The organism is Rhodococcus sp. 5G237 (genome assembly GCF_053764735.1).
The window spans coordinates 60,997-82,183 of record NZ_JBSNCD010000006.1; the positions used below are offsets into that span (position 1 = coordinate 60,997).

21 protein-coding genes and 1 tRNA gene are annotated in these 21,187 nt (G+C 67.7%); 14 read left to right on the forward strand and 8 right to left on the reverse strand.

The annotated features are described in order from the left end of the window. Positions 1–133 precede the first annotated feature (133 nt). Genes ACWPOC_RS15165 through ACWPOC_RS15180 form a run of 4 tightly spaced genes read left to right on the forward strand, consistent with a single transcriptional unit; the run spans position 134 to position 4,345 of the window. Positions 134–1,504, forward strand: coding sequence for a branched-chain amino acid ABC transporter permease (locus ACWPOC_RS15165; protein WP_088898384.1), 1,371 nt, complete (start codon positions 134–136; stop codon positions 1,502–1,504). Between the two features lie 3 nt (positions 1,505–1,507). After that, the gene (locus ACWPOC_RS15170; protein WP_120283063.1) at positions 1,508–2,497 is read left to right on the forward strand and encodes a branched-chain amino acid ABC transporter permease; all 990 of its coding nucleotides are present in this window, start codon (positions 1,508–1,510) and stop codon (positions 2,495–2,497) included. Next, complete coding sequence (locus ACWPOC_RS15175) at positions 2,490–3,524, forward strand: ABC transporter ATP-binding protein (protein WP_120283065.1); 1,035 nt, start codon at positions 2,490–2,492, stop codon at positions 3,522–3,524. The genes ACWPOC_RS15170 and ACWPOC_RS15175 overlap by 8 nt, the downstream gene beginning before the upstream one ends. After that, the gene (locus ACWPOC_RS15180; RefSeq protein ID WP_120283067.1) at positions 3,521–4,345 is read left to right on the forward strand and encodes a branched-chain amino acid ABC transporter ATP-binding protein; all 825 of its coding nucleotides are present in this window, start codon (positions 3,521–3,523) and stop codon (positions 4,343–4,345) included. The genes ACWPOC_RS15175 and ACWPOC_RS15180 overlap by 4 nt, the downstream gene beginning before the upstream one ends. Positions 4,346–4,385: 40 nt before the next feature. On the opposite strand, the gene ACWPOC_RS15185 is transcribed toward ACWPOC_RS15180, so the two are convergent. Together ACWPOC_RS15185 and ACWPOC_RS15190 are read right to left on the reverse strand one after the other, a co-directional pair. After that, a complete protein-coding gene (locus tag ACWPOC_RS15185) occupies positions 4,386–5,717 on the reverse strand; it encodes an ABC transporter substrate-binding protein (protein WP_120283069.1) in 1,332 nt (443 codons plus the stop codon). Between the two features lie 186 nt (positions 5,718–5,903). Beyond that, positions 5,904–6,518 (reverse strand): ANTAR domain-containing response regulator, encoded by a 615-nt coding sequence (locus tag ACWPOC_RS15190; protein WP_006554018.1) that lies wholly within the window; start codon positions 6,516–6,518, stop codon positions 5,904–5,906. Between the two features lie 107 nt (positions 6,519–6,625). Here ACWPOC_RS15190 and ACWPOC_RS15195 point away from each other — a divergent pair. The 3 genes from ACWPOC_RS15195 to lexA all read left to right on the forward strand — a co-directional run bounded on the left by ACWPOC_RS15195 (position 6,626) and on the right by lexA (position 7,992). Next, positions 6,626–6,702 (forward strand) — tRNA-Leu (locus ACWPOC_RS15195). 79 nt (positions 6,703–6,781) lie between these two features. After that, positions 6,782–7,315, forward strand: a complete 534-nt coding sequence (locus ACWPOC_RS15200) for a hypothetical protein (RefSeq protein WP_120283071.1) — start codon at positions 6,782–6,784, stop codon at positions 7,313–7,315. A gap of 14 nt (positions 7,316–7,329) precedes the next feature. Then, on the forward strand, positions 7,330–7,992 hold the full coding sequence (lexA, locus tag ACWPOC_RS15205) for a transcriptional repressor LexA (RefSeq protein ID WP_120283073.1): 663 nt from the start codon (positions 7,330–7,332) through the stop codon (positions 7,990–7,992). Positions 7,993–8,004: 12 nt separating this feature from the next. On the opposite strand, the gene ACWPOC_RS15210 is transcribed toward lexA, so the two are convergent. Next, a complete protein-coding gene (locus ACWPOC_RS15210; RefSeq protein WP_455408926.1) occupies positions 8,005–8,892 on the reverse strand; it encodes a hypothetical protein in 888 nt (295 codons plus the stop codon). A 185-nt stretch (positions 8,893–9,077) separates the two neighbouring features. Between ACWPOC_RS15210 and ACWPOC_RS15215 the strand changes: the two genes are divergently transcribed. Then, entirely contained in the window at positions 9,078–9,650 is a 573-nt protein-coding gene (locus tag ACWPOC_RS15215) for a hypothetical protein (protein WP_120283076.1), read from the forward strand. A gap of 199 nt (positions 9,651–9,849) precedes the next feature. On the opposite strand, the gene ACWPOC_RS15220 is transcribed toward ACWPOC_RS15215, so the two are convergent. Further along, positions 9,850–10,389 (reverse strand): flavodoxin domain-containing protein, encoded by a 540-nt coding sequence (locus ACWPOC_RS15220; protein WP_088898391.1) that lies wholly within the window; start codon positions 10,387–10,389, stop codon positions 9,850–9,852. 238 nt (positions 10,390–10,627) lie between these two features. Here ACWPOC_RS15220 and ACWPOC_RS15225 point away from each other — a divergent pair, with 238 nt between their 5' ends. Beyond that, on the forward strand, positions 10,628–11,500 hold the full coding sequence (locus tag ACWPOC_RS15225; protein WP_172414964.1) for a universal stress protein: 873 nt from the start codon (positions 10,628–10,630) through the stop codon (positions 11,498–11,500). Between the two features lie 34 nt (positions 11,501–11,534). On the opposite strand, the gene ppsA is transcribed toward ACWPOC_RS15225, so the two are convergent. Continuing rightward, positions 11,535–13,820 (reverse strand): phosphoenolpyruvate synthase, encoded by a 2,286-nt coding sequence (ppsA, locus tag ACWPOC_RS15230; protein ID WP_455408927.1) that lies wholly within the window; start codon positions 13,818–13,820, stop codon positions 11,535–11,537. 134 nt (positions 13,821–13,954) lie between these two features. On the opposite strand from ppsA, the gene ACWPOC_RS15235 reads away from it, so the two are divergent. From ACWPOC_RS15235 to ACWPOC_RS15245, 3 genes are all read left to right on the forward strand, one after another. Beyond that, positions 13,955–14,497 (forward strand): potassium channel family protein, encoded by a 543-nt coding sequence (locus ACWPOC_RS15235; RefSeq protein WP_120283080.1) that lies wholly within the window; start codon positions 13,955–13,957, stop codon positions 14,495–14,497. Between the two features lie 138 nt (positions 14,498–14,635). Next, entirely contained in the window at positions 14,636–16,429 is a 1,794-nt protein-coding gene (locus tag ACWPOC_RS15240) for an ABC transporter ATP-binding protein/permease (protein WP_120284357.1), read from the forward strand. A gap of 73 nt (positions 16,430–16,502) precedes the next feature. Beyond that, positions 16,503–17,486: a TIGR00341 family protein gene (locus ACWPOC_RS15245; protein WP_120283082.1), complete on the forward strand. Its 984-nt coding sequence runs from the start codon at positions 16,503–16,505 to the stop codon at positions 17,484–17,486. Positions 17,487–17,493: 7 nt separating this feature from the next. Here ACWPOC_RS15245 and ACWPOC_RS15250 read toward each other — a convergent pair whose 3' ends face one another. Next, entirely contained in the window at positions 17,494–17,610 is a 117-nt protein-coding gene (locus ACWPOC_RS15250) for an alkyl sulfatase C-terminal domain-containing protein (protein WP_455408928.1), read from the reverse strand. Positions 17,611–17,789: 179 nt separating this feature from the next. Here ACWPOC_RS15250 and ACWPOC_RS15255 point away from each other — a divergent pair, with 179 nt between their 5' ends. Both ACWPOC_RS15255 and ACWPOC_RS15260 read left to right on the forward strand, forming a co-directional pair. Further along, positions 17,790–19,202 (forward strand): WS/DGAT/MGAT family O-acyltransferase, encoded by a 1,413-nt coding sequence (locus ACWPOC_RS15255; protein WP_455408929.1) that lies wholly within the window; start codon positions 17,790–17,792, stop codon positions 19,200–19,202. 209 nt (positions 19,203–19,411) lie between these two features. Then, on the forward strand, positions 19,412–20,287 hold the full coding sequence (locus tag ACWPOC_RS15260; RefSeq protein WP_120283088.1) for a cyclopropane mycolic acid synthase family methyltransferase: 876 nt from the start codon (positions 19,412–19,414) through the stop codon (positions 20,285–20,287). 95 nt (positions 20,288–20,382) lie between these two features. Here ACWPOC_RS15260 and ACWPOC_RS15265 read toward each other — a convergent pair whose 3' ends face one another. Both ACWPOC_RS15265 and msrA read right to left on the reverse strand, forming a co-directional pair. Next, positions 20,383–20,523, reverse strand: a complete 141-nt coding sequence (locus ACWPOC_RS15265; protein WP_174246920.1) for a hypothetical protein — start codon at positions 20,521–20,523, stop codon at positions 20,383–20,385. 85 nt (positions 20,524–20,608) lie between these two features. Further along, positions 20,609–21,130, reverse strand: coding sequence for a peptide-methionine (S)-S-oxide reductase MsrA (msrA, locus tag ACWPOC_RS15270; protein ID WP_120283090.1), 522 nt, complete (start codon positions 21,128–21,130; stop codon positions 20,609–20,611). Positions 21,131–21,187 lie beyond the last annotated feature (57 nt).

Genomic DNA, 21,187 nt, shown 5'->3' on the forward strand with positions numbered 1-21,187 from the left:
TTTCCCGTGGACGTGCGATCCAGCCGCTAGAGTCCCCTGTCACGACACCGTAGTCCGGCGTCATCGCAGTTGACGATGATGCCCCGGGCGCAGTGCCGCGCTCGATGACAGCGCACCAACCGGGAGGACCTGCGTGGCCCCTACCTCGGGATGTCGGCGACGACCGACCTCGACCCTCCACCGATCGGTCCGCGCCGCACTCGTCACGCTCGCGAGTGTCCTGTTCGTCCTCGTCGGCGCCGGCCTCGCCTCCGCCCAGGATCCACCGGACCCACCCTCACCGCCCGCGAACACGGCACCGGCCGCACCCGACGAGGAATCCGCGGAGGGGGTGACCGTCCGCGGAACGCTCAACAATGCCGGCGAACGACTCGACGGTGTCGTCGTCCGTGCGACCACCGAGGGCGGCGAGGTGGTCGCGGAAACCGAATCGGCCGACGGCGGGCGCTGGGAGCTCACCGTTCCGCCGGGCACCTACGTCTTCGAGGTCGACACCGAGAGCCTGCCCGACGACGTCACCGTCCAGACCTCGGTGACCCGCGACGTGGCGCCGGGGCGGGCGAACACCGTGATCTTCTCGTTCGGGGAGGCGCGCACCGGGTCGACGGTGGCGTGGGGCGAGACGCTGGTGCGCACCATCGTCGACGGTCTGCGGTTCGGTCTGGTCATCGCGATCGCCGGAGTGGGCCTGAGCCTCATCTTCGGCACGACGGGGCTGACGAACTTCGCCCACGGCGAGCTGGTGACCCTCGGCGCGGTCGCGGCCTGGATCTTCAACGTCACCCTCGGTGTCCAGCTGATACCGGCGACGATCCTGGCGGTGATCGTCGGCATCGTCATCGGCCTGCTCAACAACGCGCTCATCTGGGCGCCGCTCCGGCGCCGCCGCACCGGCCTGATCGCCCAACTCGTGGTGTCGATCGGGCTCGCGATCTCGTTGCGCTATCTCATCCTGGCCTTCTACTCCGACCGCACCCAGCCGTTCGACGACTACCAGGCACAACAGCAGCTCGTGTGGGGGCCGATCGCGATCACCCCGGTCAATCTCGCATGCATCGTGATCAGCCTGGTGGTGCTCGTCGGCGTCGCCCTGCTGCTGCAGCGCACCCGGATCGGGAAGGCGATGCGCGCCGTGGCCGACAACCGCGACCTCGCGGCGTCGTCGGGGATCGACGTCGAACACGTCATCCGGTTCGTATGGGGGCTCGGTGGTGGGCTCGCCGCGCTCGGTGGCGTGCTGTTCGGCCTGTCGGAGCTCGGTGGACGCGTGCAGTGGGAGATGGGATTCAAGCTGCTCCTGTTGATGTTCGCCGGCATCATCCTCGGCGGCCTCGGCACCGCCTACGGCGCGCTGGTCGGCTGCGTCGTGGTGGGTCTGCTGGTCCAGCTGTCCACCCTCGTCATCAATCCGGACCTGAAGTACATCGGCGGTCTGCTCGTCCTCATCGTCATCCTGGTCATCCGCCCCCAGGGCATCCTCGGCAGTCGGACAAGGATCGGGTGACCCATGGATATCGTTGCGGTACTCCAGGTTTCCTTCGCCCAGCTCATAGGCCCCTCGGCGATCTTCTACGCGCTGCTCGCGATCGGCCTGAACCTGCACTACGGCTACGCCGGTCTGCTGAACTTCGGCCAGATCGGGTTCGCGCTGCTGGGCGGTTACGGAGTGGGCATCATGACCGTCACCTACGACCAGCCGTTGTGGGTGGGCATCCTCGTCGGCCTCGCACTGGCAGGTCTGCTCGCGCTCGTCCTCGGCATCCCCACCCTGCGGTTGCGGGCCGACTATCTCGCCATCGCGACGATCGCCGCGGCGGAGATCCTGCGGCTGGTGTTCCGCTCGACCGCGTCCGACTCGGTGACCGGATCCACCCGCGGCCTGTGGGGATTCGCCGACCCGTTCACCTCGCTGAGCCCCTTCGATTCGAGTCGCCAGTACAACCTGCTCGGCATGCGGTTCTACGGCGACGACCTGTGGGCGATGGTCGTCGGCTGGACGCTCGTGCTGTTGCTGTGCGGACTGGTCTACCTCCTCTCCCACAGCCCGTGGGGGCGGGTCCTCGAGGCGGTGCGCGAGGACGAGGACGCCGCCCGCGCGCTCGGCAAGAACGTCTTCGCCTACAAGATGCAGGCCCTGGTGCTCGGCGGCATGATCGGCGGTCTCGGCGGCATCTTCAACGCCCTGCAGACCAAGTCGATCAACCCCGACTTCTACTCGACCGCGCAGACCTTCTTCGCGTTCGGCGCACTGATCCTCGGGGGTGCGGGAACGGTCTTCGGACCGGTGCTCGGCGCCATGGTGTTCTGGTTCCTGCTCACCCTCCCGGACGCCTTCCTCCGCCAGGCGATCGCCGGACCCGACCCGCTGCTCCCCCTCACCGAACAGCAGGTCGGCGCGATGCGGTACGTGCTGCTCGGCATCCTCATCGCGGTGATGATGGTCTTCCGGCCACAAGGCATCCTGGGAAGCAAGCGGAAGGTGCAACTCGATGCCTGACACGATCCGACCCGACCCGACACCGCCCCGCACGGTCCTCGGCGCGGACGAACGCGCCGCACTGTTCGCCGGCGTCGACCGCACTCCCGGCGCCGCCAAACCCGACCCGATCCTCGTCGTCGACGATCTGTGCCGCACGTTCGGAGGCCTCAAAGCCGTGGACGTGGCCCACCTCGAGATCCAGCGCTCGTGCATCACCGGCCTGATCGGTCCGAACGGCGCGGGCAAGACCACACTGTTCAATCTCCTCACGGGCTTCGACCGGCCCGACACCGGCACCTGGGCGATGGACGGCGTCCCGCTCGGCCGGCTCCATCCCCATCAGGTGGCGCGGCGCGGGATCGTGCGCACCTTCCAGCTCACCAAGGCGCTGTCGAAGATGACGGTCCTCGACAACGTCCGTCTCGGCGCCCGGCACCAGACGGGCGAGCGCATGGTCGGTGCACTTCTGACGTGGACATGGCGCCGGCAGGAACGCGAGATCACCCAGCGCGCATACGAACTGCTCGACCGCTTCGGTCTGGCCGCGAAGTCCGACGACTTCGCCGGTTCACTGTCCGGCGGTCAACGCAAACTGCTCGAGATGGCCCGTGCCCTGATGACCGAACCGACCGTCGTCATGCTCGACGAGCCGATGGCCGGCGTCAATCCGGCGCTCACCCAGAATCTGCTGGGACACATCAAGACCCTGCGCGACGACGGGACGACGGTGGTGTTCGTCGAGCACGACATGGACGTCATCCGCGACATCTCCGACTGGGTGGTGGTGATGGCACAGGGTTCGGTGATCGCGGAGGCACCGCCGGACGCGCTGTCGTCCGATCCCGCCGTGGTCGACGCCTATCTCGGCAGTCACCACGACCAGGCACTCGAGTTCGACGACGAGGGTAATCCCGTGGGTGCGACCGCCGAACTCGCCGATGCCCTCGCGGACGCGGAAGCGCAGACCCTCGAGGCCGGAGGCGACCTGTCCGATCCCGATGCGACGTCGACGGACGCGACGGCCACGACACTGGAGAAGCCGTGAGCGACAACATCACTCCTGTGCCCACCGGGACGACGCCGGCGGAACGTGCCGCTACCCCGGAGGAACATGCCCGCCTCGCGACCGGCGCCCTCCTGCGCGCCGACGATCTCGTGGCCGGTTACTTCCCCGGGGTCGACATCCTGCGCGGCTGCAATTTCTACCTGCGGGACGGTGAGATCGTGGGCATCATCGGCCCGAACGGAGCCGGCAAGTCGACCCTGCTCAAGGCGTTGTTCGGTCTCATCCCCATCCGCAGCGGCACCGTCACACTCGGCGGGGACGAGATCACCTCGGCACCCGCACACATCCTGGTGCGCAAGGGCATCGGCTATGTGCCGCAGACGCAGAACGTGTTCCCCTCGCTGACCATCGAGGAGAACCTCGAGATGGGGATCTATCTGCGTCCGAAGGACTTCGAGAAGCAGTTCGAGCGGGTGGCGTCGTTGTTCCCGCTGCTGGCCGAGCGTCGGAAGGTCAAGGCGGGAGCGCTCTCCGGTGGCGAGCGGCAGATGGTCGCGATGGGCCGCGCGCTGATGATGGAACCGTCGGTACTGCTCCTCGACGAGCCGTCGGCGGGACTGTCGCCGATGTTCCAGGACGAGGTCTTCATCCGCTGCAAGAAGATCAACGCGGCGGGGGTGTCGATCATCATGGTCGAGCAGAACGCGCGTCGCTGCCTGCAGATCTGCGATCGCGGATACGTCCTCGACCAGGGCCGCAACGCGTACACCGACACCGGCAGCAATCTCATGCACGACCCGAAGGTCGTGGAACTGTATCTCGGTACGCTCGCGGGCAGCCGGGAGAAGCGGAAGGGGTGACCGCCCACCGGCGATCACCCCTTCGCTCACGACCTGCAGGTCACTCCCCCACCACGATGTAATCCTCGGTGGTCAGAGTGTTGTCGGGGCCGAACACGAGCCGGCCGTACGAGCCCACGCCGGGTTCGCCCGCGTCCACGAAGGTGAGTTCGCCGGTGGCACCGTCGTAGTCGATGTCCTCACCCGCACCGAGAAGGTCGAGGCACTGCTGGTAGCTGGTGCACTTCTCCCCGTCACGGGTCACCGAGTTGATGTTCGCAGCGATGTCCACACCTGCCGTCGACCCCGCCTGTTCCGCGGCCAGCGCCGAGACGATCACGGCGTCGTAGGACTCACCGGCGTAGTTGAAGTCGATCAGACCCGGATCGACACCGAGCAGTCGCTGCTGGAACTCCTCACCGGTGTCGGTCAGCGGCGTGGTGCCGGCCATGCCGTCGAGCAGTCCTTCGGCGACGTTCTCGCCCAGCGCGTTCCCCATGTTGCCGTCGACACCGAAGACCGCCATGCCGTCGGACGGGCCGATGCCCACCTCGTGCATGCGGGTGATGATCTTCGCCGACTCCTCGAAGCCGATGAGCGCCACCGCGTCCGGTGCGAAGTTGGCCACCTGGTCGACCTCCGCGTTGAACGACTGCGCGTTGGGGTCGTAGATGATCTTCTGGATCTGATCCTCCGGGATACCGGCGTCGACGAGGTTGGTCACGGTGTTCTCCGCGAGACCGGTGCCGTACGGGTCGTTCAGCGCCAGGATCGACACGCGCTGCGCCCCGTCCTCGGCGATCAGCTGCGCGAGCGCCTGCGCCTGGAGCACGTCGGTCGGGGCGGTGCGGAAGTACAACCCGCGGTCGGCGTAGCAGACAAACTGATCGGAGGTGTTCGCCGGCGAGAACTGCACCACGCCGGCACTGACGATCTTGTCGATCACCTTGAGCGAGACCGACGACGAGGCGGCACCGACGATCACCTGGGTGCCGTTGGCGAGATGTCGGTCGACGGTGGTGTTCGCGGTGTCGGTCGTCGTGTCCCCGGAATCGCCCGGGAACAGTTCGACCGGCTGGTCGAGAACACCGCCCGCGGCGTTGATCTCGTCGACGGCGAGCCGGACGGCAGCGACCTCGGGCGGTCCGAGGAAGGCGAGGCTGCCGGTCTCGGGAAGGATGGTGCCGATCTTCAGCGGTCCCGTGGCGGGAGTCGCCCCTGCTGTGGCCTGCTGCGGTTCGCAGTCGGTCTCGACGGTCGTCGCGGCCGCCGACCCCTCGTCGCCGGCCGACGTACCGGATGCCGAATCGTCGCCGTCCGAACCACACCCGGCGAGGGCGAGCGTCGCAGCACCGAGTACCGCTACGGCGCGGACCAGAGTCCGTCTTGCCATTCAACTCTCCTTCGAACGCCTGACACCGCATCCGGCGGATTCCGGATGTGGTCGAAACATAGCGGTCGGAAGCACCCCGCGAACCGGGCCGAAATCCTTGTGATACGACCGTTATCTGCGGGGCGGAGATTTGATGTGGCGGTAACGCGTCGGGGCGCCGTGAGCACCCGAAACCGGTTCGCGCGGCTAGCCGGCGGTATCGCTTCCGAGGGTCTCGAGGACGACCACCGCGACCTGCTTCATGGTGGTGCGGCGGTCCATCGCGGCGCGCTGGATCCAGCGGAACGCCTCCGGTTCGGTCATCGCATGCTTCTCCATGAGCAGCCCCTTGGCCCGGTCGACGAGCTTGCGGGTCTCGAATCGCTCGTTGAGCCCTTGCACCTCGCGCTCGAGCTCGCGCAGCTCGGAGAAGCGGCTGACGGCCACCTCGATAGCGGGCACGAGGTCGCTCTTGGAGAACGGCTTGACGAGATATGCCATGGCGCCTGCGTCGCGGGCGCGTTCGACGAGTTCGCGCTGACTGAAGGCTGTGAGAATAACCACAGGGGCGATGCGTCGTTGCGCGATCTCGGAGGCGGCGTCGATGCCGTCGCGGCGCGGCATCTTGACGTCCATGATCACCAGGTCGGGGCGGAGTTCCTCGGCGAGTTCGACGGCACGCTGTCCGTCGCCGGCCTCACCGACCACCTCGTAGCCCTCCTCGCGCAGCATTTCGACGAGATCGAGCCTGATCAGGGCCTCGTCTTCCGCTACGACGACCCGACGAGGAGTTGGTGTGCTGTCGTGCGGCGCGGAGGTCATGGTCGGGCCTTCCCCTCGGTACTGGCGGTCCCCGGTGCAGGGTGGAACGTAAGAAGGGTACCGGTGTGCGCCCGCTTCGCCCGATCCTCTACAGTGGTGTCCGCAACGCCCCCGTATCCCAATTGGCAGAGGAAACGGATTCAAAACCCGTCCAGTGTGAGTTCGAGTCTCACCGGGGGCACCACTTTTCGGCCCGCGCCACACGGTCGGAGCACGCGTTCCGCATCCCGCCGATTCCCGCTCCGCTGTCGTAATGTTCCGGCGTGAGCATCTGGGTTCCTGTCGTCGTTGCACTCGTCACCGGTGTGGTGTCGTGGGCAGTCGTGCGTCTGTCGCGCGAGCTGTCCCGCCGAAACCTCCGGACCCGGATCGCAGCCGATCTGGCCATCTACAACGGACTCGGCGACGAGTTCCGGAAGCGTCCCCTGCGGGAGAGCGTCGATGCCCGGCTGTGGCAGCTCGCGGCCCAGTCGATGCCGTTACCTCCGGGATCACGCCCGAAGCCCCGGGTCCGCCGGATCCTGGCCCTGATCGCAGTGGTGCTCGTCGCCGTCGGAGCGCTCGTCTTCCTCGAACTCGTCCTGGGCATCCGGGAGGGCGACTCGGCGCGGGTGGCTCTCGCGCTGGTGGCGGGTGCGCTGGTCGGATTCTCGATTCCCGGTCTGTCCGCCGATCCGGCGGAGTTGCAGGAGCGGCAGCTCATCCGGGCATTGCGGGAGCGGCGGGCCATGGAACAGCTGCAGAACGGGCAGAGCTCCTCCGCAGGTACTCCCCCGGACCTTGCGGAGACCGCGTAGCTACGATTCTCCGGGTGACCGGTTACGACGAGTTCGACATGTTCGGGGGCCTCGACCCCGCGTCCCTGCCGCTGCGCCAGCAGCAGATCCTGGCCGCGATCCGCGATTGGATCGTTGCGCAGGGATCGTCCCCGAGCACTCGGCAGATCGCCGAGTCGGTGGGTCTGCGGTCGACGTCGACGGTCTCGAAGCATCTGAAGAGCCTCGAGGACAAGGGTTTCCTCCGCCGCGGCGCCGCTGTGGCGCGCCAGCTCGATGTGCGCCCCTTCCTCGGCTCGTCCGGCGGTGAACGGGCGTCCGACGACACCGTGACGGTGCCGATCGTGGGCGACATCGCCGCGGGCGCACCGATTCTCGCCGAGGAGCACACCGACGACCTGCTCACCCTCCCCCGCGATCTGGTCGGCTCCGGCACCGTTTTCGCGCTACGCGTGCGCGGCGACTCGATGGTCGACGCGGCGATCTGCGACGGCGACACCGTGGTGGTGCGGCGGCAGCACGAGGCCCACTCCGGTCAGATCGTCGCGGCGATGATCGACGGCGAGGCGACGGTCAAGGTGTACCGGCGCCGAGACGGTCACGTCTACCTCGAACCCCGGAATTCCGCCTATCCCGTCCTCGACGGCGACGAGGCGGTGGTGCTGGGCACCGTCGTGTCCGTCATGCGCCGCATCTGATCCCTGCCGAGATCAGCGGCAGATCGGATCGGTGACGACGGGCGGTAGTCCGTCGAGGAGATCCTGCGCGGGCGGCCCGAGGAGCGGATCGCCGGCGAGCCAACCCAGCGGCGGGCAGTCCTGCAGGAGCGGGCCGGTCTCCGGTCCGGGTCGAAGAGGACCGGTCTCCGGTCCGGGTCGAAAAGGACCGGTCTCCGGTCCGGGCGGCATCCCTTCGGTGAACGCGCCGAGGACGTGTTCGGAGAGCTGCCCTGCCGATCCGTAGGTCGACGCCGCGACGGAGAAATCGGGACCGAACGAGGCGGAGGCGTGGAACGAGCGGTCGTCGCTCCATCCCCACTTCGTCCCGATGACACCGGCGATCAGCGCCGTCCCGTAGTTCTGCGGATATCCGTCGGCTGCGGTGTCGTAGGCCCTGGCCATCGCAGCGAGCACCGGCGAACCGGGATCGGTGCGCTTCTTCGTCTCGAGATAGGTGACCATGTCGTGCGTCGACGTGGTGCCGACACCCCAGTAGCCGGGCACGTAGGTGTCGGTGAGCCCGAACTCCGCCGCGGTCGACGAGATCGCCTGCGGGTATTTCGCGTGCAGGCGGTCGGCGATCGCGTCGTTCGACGACCGGATCATCTCGGTCGCGTCGGCGTGGTCCGCGGGGTCGCCGTAGGTGAGGACGTACTCGGCCAGATACATCTTGACGATCGACACACCGGCACGGGACTCGTGTTCGTTCGCGGTGCCGGCGCGCACACCGGTCGGGGTGTGCGCGAACGAGATCTGGGTACTGCTCGGAGCAGCGATCGCGCCGGTGTCGTCCACGATCGGCGCGGGTGCTGCGGAGGCGATGTGACCGCCGAGGGCGGTGAAGGTGGCTACGGCGAGGGCTGTCGCAATCGGGCGCATGCGGACGGTTACCCCGAACCGGACGCGCGTAACGGCCGCGACCTGCACCCGACCGTTCCTGTCGGTGCTCGCCACTACAGTTCGGCCGTCCGGGGATCGCTCCGGACCCAGCGACACGAAACGGATCCACCATGTCGATGCCCGCCACTCCGCCCACTCGTCGACCGTGCCGATCTTCCGTCCCGGTGCGTCCCGCTCGCGGACCGAGCGCCCGGGCCGTCGCGTGCCGGACGACGATCCCGTTCGGGCGCGACAACGACGGCACGCCCGTCTCGTGGGATCTGTCCGCCGGCCGACACCTGTTGATCCGACGCGACGAGCGCCGCTCGTCGCCCAGCGTGTCGCTCGACCTGATCGCGATGACGACCCTGACCGGCGGCACCCACGACCTGGTGGTCGTCGATCCGCACCGTCGGCATCGCTGGCTCGGCGGATCCGCCTCGCTCCCCACGGGGCCGTGCTGTTGGGCCACCACCGCCGAACAGATCACCGGCGTGGTCGCCGAACTCGACTCCCCGGTCGTCGGACCCCCGCGCGTGCTGCTCGTCGCCGATCTCGCCGCAACCGTCGCAGCGCTCGACGACGAGGGGCGCACCCGGCTCGCCCGGGTCGCCGCGGACGCACGCGAGCACCAGTTGCTGCTAGTCGCCACCACCGCCGACACGAATCCCCGCTGGTATCCCGAGGGGCTGATCGACGCGTTCGACGACATCGTCGCGCGACGGCACGAGGAGAGACCGTCCTTCGGCCTCCGATGATCGCTCGATCGGCCGAGGGAGTACTCGATCGACACCCGGCAGTACTCGATCGACACCCGGCAGTGCTCGATCGACGCCGAAAAAACTGATCGAACCGCCGCGATTGGCGCATTCGTCCTGGGGTGGTTCTTCGTCGTCCAACGCGCCGCCAGTTTCATCACCGATCCCGAGGGGACCCTCCGGACTCGGACGCACGCGATCAACCCTGATCACGCGGTGTTTCGACGAGACCTTCCCGGATCCGTTCCGTCCACGCGTCGACGTCGACCCAGTCCCGGGCATCGCCGTAGTGTCCGCCCATCAGCCGGAAGACGATCCGCCCGATTCCGGCCCAGTCGCCCGAAGCGATGACACCGGCGAAGAAACGGTGATCACGCACGTCGGCGACCGAACGGAGGTTCTGCACCGCCCGAGGTTCCGGGGTGACCCGCCGCAGATATGCGGCCACCCGGGGCGAGAGGATCGTGCTGGTCGCTCCGACCGACGAGACGGAGAACGCCCACACCGGTCGTCCTACCGGCTCGGCGCATAGCCGATGGATCGCATCGGAAGCCTCGGGGAGCCACTGGCCGTTGTGGATCGCGCTTCCGACGACCAGCGCCTCGTACGTTCGCACCGACGCGATATCGCCGAGCGCGCGGAGTTCCACGGCACCGCGGCTTTCCAGTCCCGCAGCGATGCGTTCGGCGATTCCCCGCGTCGACCCTCGGGCGGTCGCGTAGCCGATCAGGACGGACATGGCGGAGCCTTTCGGCAGTGGGTGACGGCGCCGGGTGCAGTCTCCAGTGTGAGGAGCGGCGTGCGCGGCACACGAGAGTCTTCGGTCACTTCCTGCGGGCAGGTCGGGACCGTCGACTCTTGTGCGACCGACCGGTCCGAGCGTGTACTGGCAGGGTCCCGGAACGGCAGGATCCCGGAAACAGCAGTGTCCCGAAACGGCCGTGCCCGCAGCTCGGACAGGCAGCGAGGTGATCGTGATGACAGCACACCACCCCATCGTCGCCGGAGTGGACGGATCGAGAGCGTCCCTGCAGGCCGTGGGCTGGGCAGCTCGCGAAGCGGAACGTCGCCGGCTCCCGTTGTCGTTGGTCACCATAGTGTCGGTCCGCAACACCTTCGGTGTCCCGATCGGCATGCCCGCAGGATTCTTCGAGCAGGAGGAGTCCGAGGGACGCGACATGCTCCTCGACGCCGCCGAATACGCGCGCCGCGCGGCGCCCGATGGTGAGCTGGACATCGAGACCCACCTGTGCACCGGTTCCCCGTCGCTCGAACTGGTGGACCGGTCGAAGTCGGCGTCGATGGTGGTGGTCGGAGCCGGAGACAACCGGTTCGGCTGGGAGCGATTCGGTTCGGTCAGCCGAGCGGTGGTGACGCACACGCACGCCCCTGCCGTGGTGGTCCGCAAACTGCCGCACGTCGACGTCAACGACATCTCCGGTCCTGTGGTCGTCGGCGTCGACGGTTCGGAGCACAGTGTGCGCGCGGTGTCCGCGGCGTTCGAGGAGGCTTCGCTGCGCGGCACCGACGTGGTGGCCGTCCACGCGTGGTCGGACCTCGATGTGCGCGGCCCGTTCCGATTCCGGATCGACTGGGACAGCGTGGAGAACAAGGAGCGGGCGTTGTTGTCGGAGAGTCTCGCCGGGCACGGCGAGGCGTTCCCGGATGTGCGGGTGTACCCGGTGGTGGTGCTGGACCAGCCCTCCCACTATCTTGCGTCGCACGCTGCCGATGCGCAGTTGCTCGTTCTCGGCCGTCGCGGTCGAGGCGGGTTTCCGAGCCTGATGCTGGGATCCACCACATGGGCGCTGCTGCACACGGTGACCTGCCCCGTGATGGTCGTCCCGTAGTGCGCGACCTACAGTCGGCGGTGATCCCCGCCGGTCACGTCCCGTCGCTCCGGGCGCGGTCGAGCAGGATGCGTTGTTCCGCTCGCGCCACCGTCCGTCTCGTCTGCGCCGCGGCGTCGGGCGCGACCGACACGGAGGTGATACCGCGCCGGACGAGATGTTCCGCGAGTTCGGTGCTCGTCGACACGGCCTGACCGCACAGCGACGTCGTCAGTCCCGCGGCCGAGGCCCGCTCGATGATGTGATCGATCGCGTCGAGCACCGCGGGGTCGAGGGTGTCGAACAGGTCCTTGCACACCTCCGAGTCCCGGTCCACCCCGAGCATCAACTGCGTGAGGTCATTGGTTCCGATGGACACACCGTGGATGCCGAGCTTTGCGTATTCCGGCAACCAGTAGACGACCGACGGGACTTCGGCCATGATCCAGCGCTGCAAGCGCTGGTCGGAGCCGAGCGGATGCCGGTCGAGTTGGGCGAGGCAGTCCCGCAGTTCCCAGCGGGTGCGCACGAACGGGATCATCAGGTGCACGTTCGGGTGCGCGCTCCGAACCCGGTGCAGCACATCGAGATCCAGGGAGAACAGTTCCGGATCCCGAATGTACCGGAAGCATCCGCGGTAGCCGATCATCGGGTTCTCTTCGTGGGGTTCGACCTCACCGCCCTCGAGGTCGGCGAACTCGTTGCTGCGCAGGTCGATCGCGCGGTACACGACCGGACGCGGTGCGAACGCCGCCGCGATCCGCGCGAGGCCACCCGCCATCTTCTCCACATATTCGTTGCGACGGCCCTGCGCGATCATGTGCGAGGGATGTTCCCCCGCGAGCGCTTCGGTGATCATGAACTCGGCGCGCAGCAGACCGACGCCGTCGACATCGGTCGCGGCGACCGCCTCCGCGGCGTCGGGGGTGGCGAGATTGACGTAGACCGCTGTGGCCGTGACAGTCTCGGCGGAGAGAGTCGATGTCGCCGGCGCGGAGGTCGTCGCCGCGGGCCGCTCGGCGGTGTGGACCGCCCCGTCGAACACCACACCGACGTTGCCGTCCACGGTGATCAGCTGCCCGTCGTGCAGATCGGTGGTGGCGGTACGTGCACCGACCACGACGGGCTTGCCGAGTTCCCGTCCGACGATGGCCGCGTGGCAGGTGATGCCACCGCCGTCGGTGACGATGCCGCCGGCGCGGCGCAGGATCGGCAGCCAGTCCGGCCGGGTCATCGGTGCCACGATGATCTCGCCGTCGCTCAGGCGCTTCCCGTCGACGAGTTCGTGCAGCACCCGCACGCGGCCGGTCACCGTCCCGGGGCCCGCGCCGAGACCGGTCAGCAACGGTCGTGCCTCGCCGTTGCCGGACGGGGCGGGAGCCGCCGGTTGGTCGAGTGTGGTGATGGGGCGGGTCTGCACGATCCACAACTCGTCGTCGGCGAACGCGAACTCGAGGTCCTGGGGATGCCCGTAGTGTTCTTCGACTCCGGCGGCCAGCCGTGCGACGCGCAGGAGTTGCTCGTCGTCGAGGACCCGGGTGCGGCGCTCGGGGTCGAGGGCGACACGGCTGTCCCCGCTGTCGGTGGAGGTGATGCGGAATTCCTGATGACCGAGGTGCACGTCGAGCACCTCGAAGCCGTCCTTCGCCACGACGTACGTGTCGGGTTCGACCTGCCCGCCGACGACGACCTCACCGAGACCGAGCGCTGCTTCGACGACGATCCGATCGAGTTCGCCCGTGCGCGGGTCGGCCGTGAACGCCACGCCCGACGACTCGGACTTCACCATCACCTGGACCACCACGGCTATGGACGGTTCGTCGGTCACCCCGCGCAGCCCTCGGTAGGTGCGGGCGCGTTCGGACCACAACGAGGCCCAGCACGCCTGCACCGCGCGGATCACCGCGTCGGCGCCGATGATGTTCGTGTACGACTCGTGGATACCGGCGAACGAGGTATCCGCGGCGTCCTCCGCGGGAGCGGACGACCGCACCGCGACCGGCACATCGGGACCGAGGCTCTCGTAGGCGGAGACGATCGCCGCGCGCATCCCGGCCGGCACGGTCGAATCCGTCACCAGGGCGGCGAGCTCGGCGGAGGTGCGTATCAGGGTGGCGTCGTCGATGTCGGGGGCAGGTGCCGCCTCGGCTGCCAGCCGGGATCGGACGCCGGCTGCGTCCATCGCGTCGAGATACGCACCGGCGGTGACGGCGAAGGCCGGCGGTACCGGAAAGCCTGCGCAGGTGAGTTCTCCGAGGTTGGCGGACTTGCCACCGACCGTCGGCGCGTCGGCGGCGCCGACCTCCGCGATCGGTCGTACCCACAGTTCGTGTTCGGTCATCGACGACTCCCCACACTCCCCGCCCCGCGTCGACCTTTCGGGCAGGGGGGGCGGATACTCGATCTTCCCATCGTCACCCCCGGCCCGATCGATACCCTAGGGGCAAAAGTCATCATTCCGGGACGGGGACGACCGTGGCCGATCCTCCGCGCACACCCGATCCGCGGGAGCGGAGACGGTTGATCGTGTCTGCGGTCGCGCGACCCGCACTCACCGCGCTCGTCCTGGTCAGCGTGTATTTCGTCGTTCCCCTGGATCAGGTCACCGGCGTGTCCGACGTGTTGTTCCTCGTCGGGGGTGGCGTAGTGGTCCTGCTCGTCGGAGGGTGGCAGGTCCACAGAATTCTCGCCGCGGAGTATCCGGCGGTGCAGGCGATCGAGGCGCTCATCAGCGTCGTGTCCCTGCATCTCGTGCTGTTCGCGACCGTCTATCTGCGGATGTCCGTCGTCGCCCCGGACGACTTCTCCGAATCGCTGTCCCGGATCGATGCGATCTATTTCTGTCTGACGGTTTTCGCCACGGTGGGCTTCGGGGACATTTCCGCCGAGTCCGAGCCTGCGCGCGCCGTGGTGTCGGTGCAGATGGTTGCGAACCTGATCTTCTTCGCGGTCGGGGTCCGGTTGCTCGCGGCCGCGGTGCAGTGGCGTCGGCGCAGCCGCGGTGACGACGAGGGGTGAAAGATCCGGGTTCGGTCCACCGGATTCCACGACTTCGCATTCCCACTGCAGGCTGCGGGGTGATCCTTGTAGGGATGCGACTGTAGGGATGCGACTGTAGGGATGCGACTCCACTGACGCCTGTCGGAGGCCGACATGTTGGATTGGGGAACCGTCGTCGTCGACAGCATCGTGTGGACGGCGAAAGCGTTTGCGATCACTGCCCTGGTCTTCGTCGCCGTGATCGTCGCGCTCGTGCGGTTCACGCGTTGGGGTCGCCAGTGGTGGCGCATCGCCGCGTCCTTCTTCGACCCGCGCAACGGCGCCGGCGGCCTCGCCCTCGCCGCGATCGTGTTGCTGCTGACGGTGTTCGCCGTGCGGATGAGCGTGCTGTTCTCCTACTGGTACAACGACTTCTATACGGCGATCCAGAATCTGGACGAGTCGGCCTTCTGGCGGTTCATGCGGGTCTTCGCGATCCTGGCGACGGTCCATGTGGTGCGTGCGCTCGTCGACTACCTGCTCGCGCAGACCCTCGACATCCGGTGGCGGACACATCTGAACGAACGCCTCGTGGACGACTGGCTCGAGTCGGGGTCCTTCTACAAGGATCGGTTCGTCTCGTCGCCGGTCGACAATCCGGATCAGCGCATCCAGGTGGACATCACGAGTTTCGTCACTACCACACGGGTGCTGTCGATGGGGGCGGTGACGGCGGTGCTGTCGATCGTCAGTTTCACGGGAATCCTGTGGGATCTGTCGGGACCGATCACGATCTTCGGCACCGAGATCCCCCGCGCGATGGTCTTTCTCGTGATCGTCTACGTGCTCGTCACCACGGCGGTCGCGTTCTGGATCGGCCGTCCCCTGATCATGCTGAACTTCCTGAACGAGAAGCTCGGCGCGACCTACCGGTACGCGCTCGTGCGGGTGCGCGAGTACGGCGAATCGATCGCGTTCTACCGGGGTGAGGGCGTCGAGCGGGGTGGGCTGCTCGCGCGGTTCGCCGCGGTGATCCGCAACTGGTGGCGCATCGTGTTCCGGACGCTGAAGTTCAACGGTTTCAACCTGGCGGTCAACCAGACCGCGGTGATCTTCCCGTTCCTCGTGCAGGGGCCCCGTCTGTTCGCCGGCCAGGTGACCCTCGGCGACGTGATGCAGACGAGCAACGCGTTCGGGCAGGTGCACGACTCGCTGTCGTTCTTCCGCGAGTCGTACGACGAGTTCGCGGCGTTCCGCGCGACCACGATCCGCTTGAACGGATTGCTCGACACCACGCATCAGGCCGCCGAGCTGCCCTCGGTCTCGGTCCGGGCGCAGGAGGATCGGCTGGAACTGGCGGATCTGTCGGTGGAGACCCCAGCGGGTGACCCGCTCGTCACCGACCTGTCGCTGGGTGTCGATGCGGGCGAGGCGTTACTGGTGCGCGGAGCGTCGGGCAGCGGGAAGACCACCCTGCTCCGCACGATCGCAGGGTTGTGGCCGTATGCGCGCGGTGAGGTCGACCGGCCGGCCGGTGACGGATTGTTCCTGTCCCAGCACCCCTATCTCCCGCTGGGCACCCTGCGCGATGCCGTCACCTATCCCCGCGCGGCGGACCACGACGACGCGGCGATCCGCACGGCGCTCGAGACGGTTGCGCTCGGGCATCTCGCCGAACGGCTCGACGTGGAGACCGACTGGGCGCGCACCCTCTCCCCGGGCGAACAGCAACGGCTCGGGTTCGCGCGCATCCTGTTGTCGTCCCCGGCGATCGTGTTCCTGGACGAGGCCACCGCCGCGGTCGACGAAGGTCTCGAACACGCGCTGTACCGGACGATGCGGGAGACGCTGCCGGACGCCGTGATCGTGAGCGTCGGGCATCGCAGCACTCTCGACGCCTTTCACGACCGCGTCCTGGAACTCCGCGGCGAAGGACGCTGGGTGGTCTCCGACCTGCAGAAGTCGCGATGATCCCCGCCCACCACCCGCCGGTACCGCGGTGTCGGGTCCGGCCGGACCCGACGACTCTTCCGGGAGGTGCTGAATGTTCGACACTCTTGTGCCCGATTCCCAGCGACGCAGTCCGACCGAACTCGACGAGCGTCCGGATCTGTCGGTCGGCGACCGGCAGGCGAAGCGGTCGGCGTTCTGGACGATGCTCACGCTCTCGGCGGTCATCGCCGTGGCGGGGGTGGTCAGTGATTCGACGGCCACCGTGATCGGGGCGATGATCGTCGCGCCGTTGTCCACTCCGATCCTGGGCGTCGGTCTGGGCATCGCGGTCGGACGCGGTGTCTTGATCGCGCGCAGCGTCGCCCGGATCCTCGGCGGCATCGTCCTGGTGGTCGTCCTCGGGGTCGTCTTCGCCCAGGTGCTCGCGAATCCGGGCAATGTCCTGTCGAACTCGCAGGTCCTCGGTCGCACGTCGCCGACGTTGATGGATCTGACGGCGGCCATCGCGACCGGACTGGTCGGGGCGATCGCGGTGACACGCCGCGATGTCGGAGACGTCCTGCCCGGGGTCGCCATCGCGATCTCGCTGGTGCCTCCGCTCGCAGTGGTCGGTGTCTGCCTCGGCTCCGGCGCACCGACCCTCGCGCTCGGCGCATTCGTGCTGTTCGCGTCCAACGTGGTCGCGCTGATCATCACGGCCACAGTGGTTCTCGTCGCCGCAGGCTACTCCCGGGAGGCGGCGGAGACGGTCCGAACCCGGTGGAGGCGGGCCTATGCCGTGCTGGCGGTGGCGCTGGTCGTCGTCGCGGTGCCGATGGTCGTCAACTCGATGGCGTCGTTGTGGGCACGGCAGATCTCCGCGCAGGCCACGCAGTGGCTCGACGGGACACCCGGCGCGGAGGTCACCGGTGTGGACTGGCACGGCACCACGGTGGTCGTCTCCGTGCTCGGTCCGGCCGAGCTACCACCCCTGGACGAGCTCGACGCCGCGGTCGATGCGGTCCTGCCCTGGGATCCCACCCTGCAGGTCGTCCATACCGTGGGCGCGAACATCGAACGGGTCGACTCGGAGTGAGGGAAGGTCAGGGGGTGACGATCGTGAAGTCCGGATCGGGTTCGTCCAGCACACTCACCAGTGTGGCGAGCACGCCGGCCGTCCCGTCGACATCGAGCCCCCTCGGAGTTCGCAAATCGGACAACAATTCTCGTTTCGGCCGGAAATCGGACGTCCGGACTTGGCGATACGGCCCGGCATCGCGTATTAGTTGTGTCGCGTCATAAACCTGTGACGGGGGTCATGGTTTGACGCACATGTCGGCGGGGCAGCAGGGGGCCTCGCCACGAACTGCCCGGCGATCCGGGCGGAGGAAATGTGCCGATGCGTCCACCCATGTCGCCCACCGATTCGATGTTTCTCCTCGGGGAGTCCCGTGATCATCCGATGCATGTGGGCGGACTGATCCTTCTCCGGCCTCGCGAAGGCACGACCGCCGCGGATCTGGGAGCACTGTTCACTGCCGCCGCGGCGGACGGCGAGGTCGCCCCGCTGTGGCACAAGCGTGCGGTCCGTTCCCTGGGCAGCTTCGGTCAGTGGGCCTGGGAGGAGGATGCGAACTTCGACCTGAGCTACCACGTGCGACGCAACGCATTGCCGCAGCCCGGCGGGCTCGACGAACTGTGGGATCTCGTCTCCCGGCTGCACAGCACGCTGCTCGACCGGAGCCGGCCGTTGTGGCAGATACACGTCATCGAGGGTCTCGCGGACGGCCGTCTCGCCGTCTACACGAAGATCCATCACGCTCTCGCCGACGGCGTGGGGGCGATGAAATTGCTGCGTCGCGCCCTGAGCCCGGACTCCGAGCGGACCGGCATGCCGGCGCCGTGGGCGCCCTTCGACACGCCGAGTCGTCCTCATTCGCCCGGGACCGCGCTCGATCTTCCCGAGGCCGCGATGCAGGCGGTGCGGACCGCGACGGCCGAGGTCACCGGCTTCGTGCCCGCGCTGGCGGGCACCGTGAACAGGGCACTGCGCGGTGGAGGCGGATCATTGTCGCTCGCCGCACCGAACACCGTGATCAACGTACCCATCTCGGGTACGCGCCGGTTCGCCGCGCGCTCGTGGCCGCTGGCCCGCCTGCGCGCGGTGGCCAGGGCGGCCGACACCACCGTCAACGATGTCGTGCTGGCCATGTCGTCAGGAGCACTGCGCGCCTTCCTGATCGAGCAGGAGGCGTTGCCCGACAGGTCGCTCGTGGCCATGGTCCCGGTGTGCCTTCGACCCGACAAGGACTGTGCCGGAAACGAACTCGGTGTTCTGATGGCGGATCTGGGTACGGATATCGCCGATCCGGCCGACCGGCTGTCCAGGGTGTCTGCGTCGACGACGGAGGGCAAGAGCTCCATGCAGGGGATGTCCTCCCTGTCCCGGCTGGCGGCCAGCGCACTCGGCGTCGCGCCGCTGGCGGTAGGGATCCTCACCCGCAATCGTGCGCTCCCGCGACCGCCCTTCAACGTCATCGTCTCGAACGTGCCGGGATCGCCGGATCCGTTGTACTGGAACGGCGCTCGTGTGGATGCGGTGTATCCGCTGTCCGTGCCGGTCGATGGTCAGGCACTGAACATCACGTGCACGAGCACCGACGACGCCATCGCTTTCGGTCTCACTTCATGCAGTCGCAGCCTGCCGCAACTCCAGCCGCTGCTCGACCACTTCGACGCGGCCCTCGAAGCACTCGAGGACGCCTTCGACCTCGCTCCCGTCGACCGGCAGGAAGCCGTGCGCGCGGGCTGACGCCACCGGGTAGCCGTCCGTGCGGCCTGACGCATGGGATAGTCGCAGTGCACTCGTGTGCCCGAGTCGGACAACTGCCCCAGGAATCGCCGTTCTCGTGTGAGAAAGCACTCCGCCGGAGCACTATCGACCGATAGCGGTGTGCCCCCGGGATGCGTCGACGCCGACACGGCAACTCGCGTCCCACTCCTCGCGGAGAGCAGGTCCGAATGCAGAAGCTGACGCCGTTCTACGAGCAGGTGCAAACCCACTACGACCTGTCCGACGACTTCTTCGAACTGTTCCTCGACCCCACGCGCACGTACAGTTGCGCCTACTTCGAGCGCGCCGACATGAGCCTCGAGGAAGCCCAGATCGCGAAAGTCGATCTTGCTCTCCGCAAGTGCGATCTCCGACCCGGGATGACACTGCTGGACATCGGCTGCGGTTGGGGCTCGACGATGATGCGGGCGGCGGCGCAATACGACGTGCACGTCATCGGTCTGACGTTGAGCCGCAACCAGTACGAACACGTGTCCGGTCTGCTTTCGGCGATGTCCTCCGGCGGCCGTACCGCGGAAGTGCGTCTACAAGGCTGGGAGGAATTCGACGAGCCGGTGGACCGCATCGTCAGCATCGGTGCGTTCGAGCATTTCCGCCGACAGCGGTACGACAGCTTCTTCGACCGCGCCTCCCGCACACTGCCCGACGACGGCAGGATGCTGCTGCACACCATCGTCGGTCATTCCCGCGCCCAGCTCGAGGCGATGAAGGTGCCGGTCACCCGCGAGGACGCACTGTTCCTGCGTTTCATCATGAGGGAAATCTTCCCCGGAGGGCAGCTCCCCGACCGGGACCTGGTCATCACCGGCGCACAACGCAACAGTTTCTGGGTGCAGAACATCGAGTCCCTGCAACCCCATTACGCCCGCACGCTCGACCTGTGGGCGCGAGCCCTCGAGGCGCGTCGCGACGACGCGGTGCGGATGGCCTCCGAGGAGGTCTACCAGCGATACATCAGATACCTCACCGGGTGCGCAGCGAATTTCCGGCGTCGCCTCATCGACGTCCAGCAGTTCACCCTGCTGAAGCAGCCGCACCGCTGAGGCTCCGTCCCGAGCGGGACCGGCGGTAGAACGAATCCGGTGAGCCTGCACGCCGATCCGCTGCCCGGGTGGACAACGGATCGGCGAGAGGCGGATCAGTGCGAGCCGCGGCGCTTCTGCTGCAGCTTGGTGAGCATCTCCTTGGCCTTGCGCTGGTTCTCCGGCTTGGCCGCTTCGCGTCGGACGACCTGGATCGCCTTGACCACGGCGGCGCTCTTCATAGCCTTGCCGAACATTCCCATCGAGCACTCCTCCGCAGTGGCGTCACAACCTGTACCTCCACGATACGGATCCGCGGAAGGAACCACCCGTGCGCGTGATTCAGTTCGTCGCGTCGGCGATGCGACTGTTCGGCAGCTTCCAGCCCGGCCGCGGGAAGTGGCAGGTGTACCCGTTCGGGTAGTGCTGGAGATAGTCCTGGTGCTCGGGTTCGGCCTCCCAGAAGGTGCTCGCGGGAGTCACCTCGGTGACCACCGTGCCGGGCCACAGGCCCGATGCCTCGACGTCTGCGATCGTGTCCACCGCGACCTGCTTCTGCTCGTCGTCGAGGTAGAAGATCGCAGAGCGGTAGGACGCCCCGACGTCGTTGCCCTGCCGGTTCAGGGTGGTCGGGTCGTGGATCTGGAAGAAGAACTCGAGCAGTGCCCGGTAGTCGGTGCGTGCGGGGTCGTAGACGATCTCGACGGACTCCGCGTGCCCCGGATGGTTGCGATAGGTGGGGTGATCGTTCTGCCCACCGGTGTAGCCGACCCGTGTCGACACCACCCCGGGCTGCCTCCGGATCAGCTCCTCCATACCCCAGAAGCATCCGCCTGCCAGAATCGCCTTGCGTGTATCGGTCATTACGCCTCCTCGGGAGGTGGAACCGATACGAGGGCCGCGGCATTCCCACCGCGCACG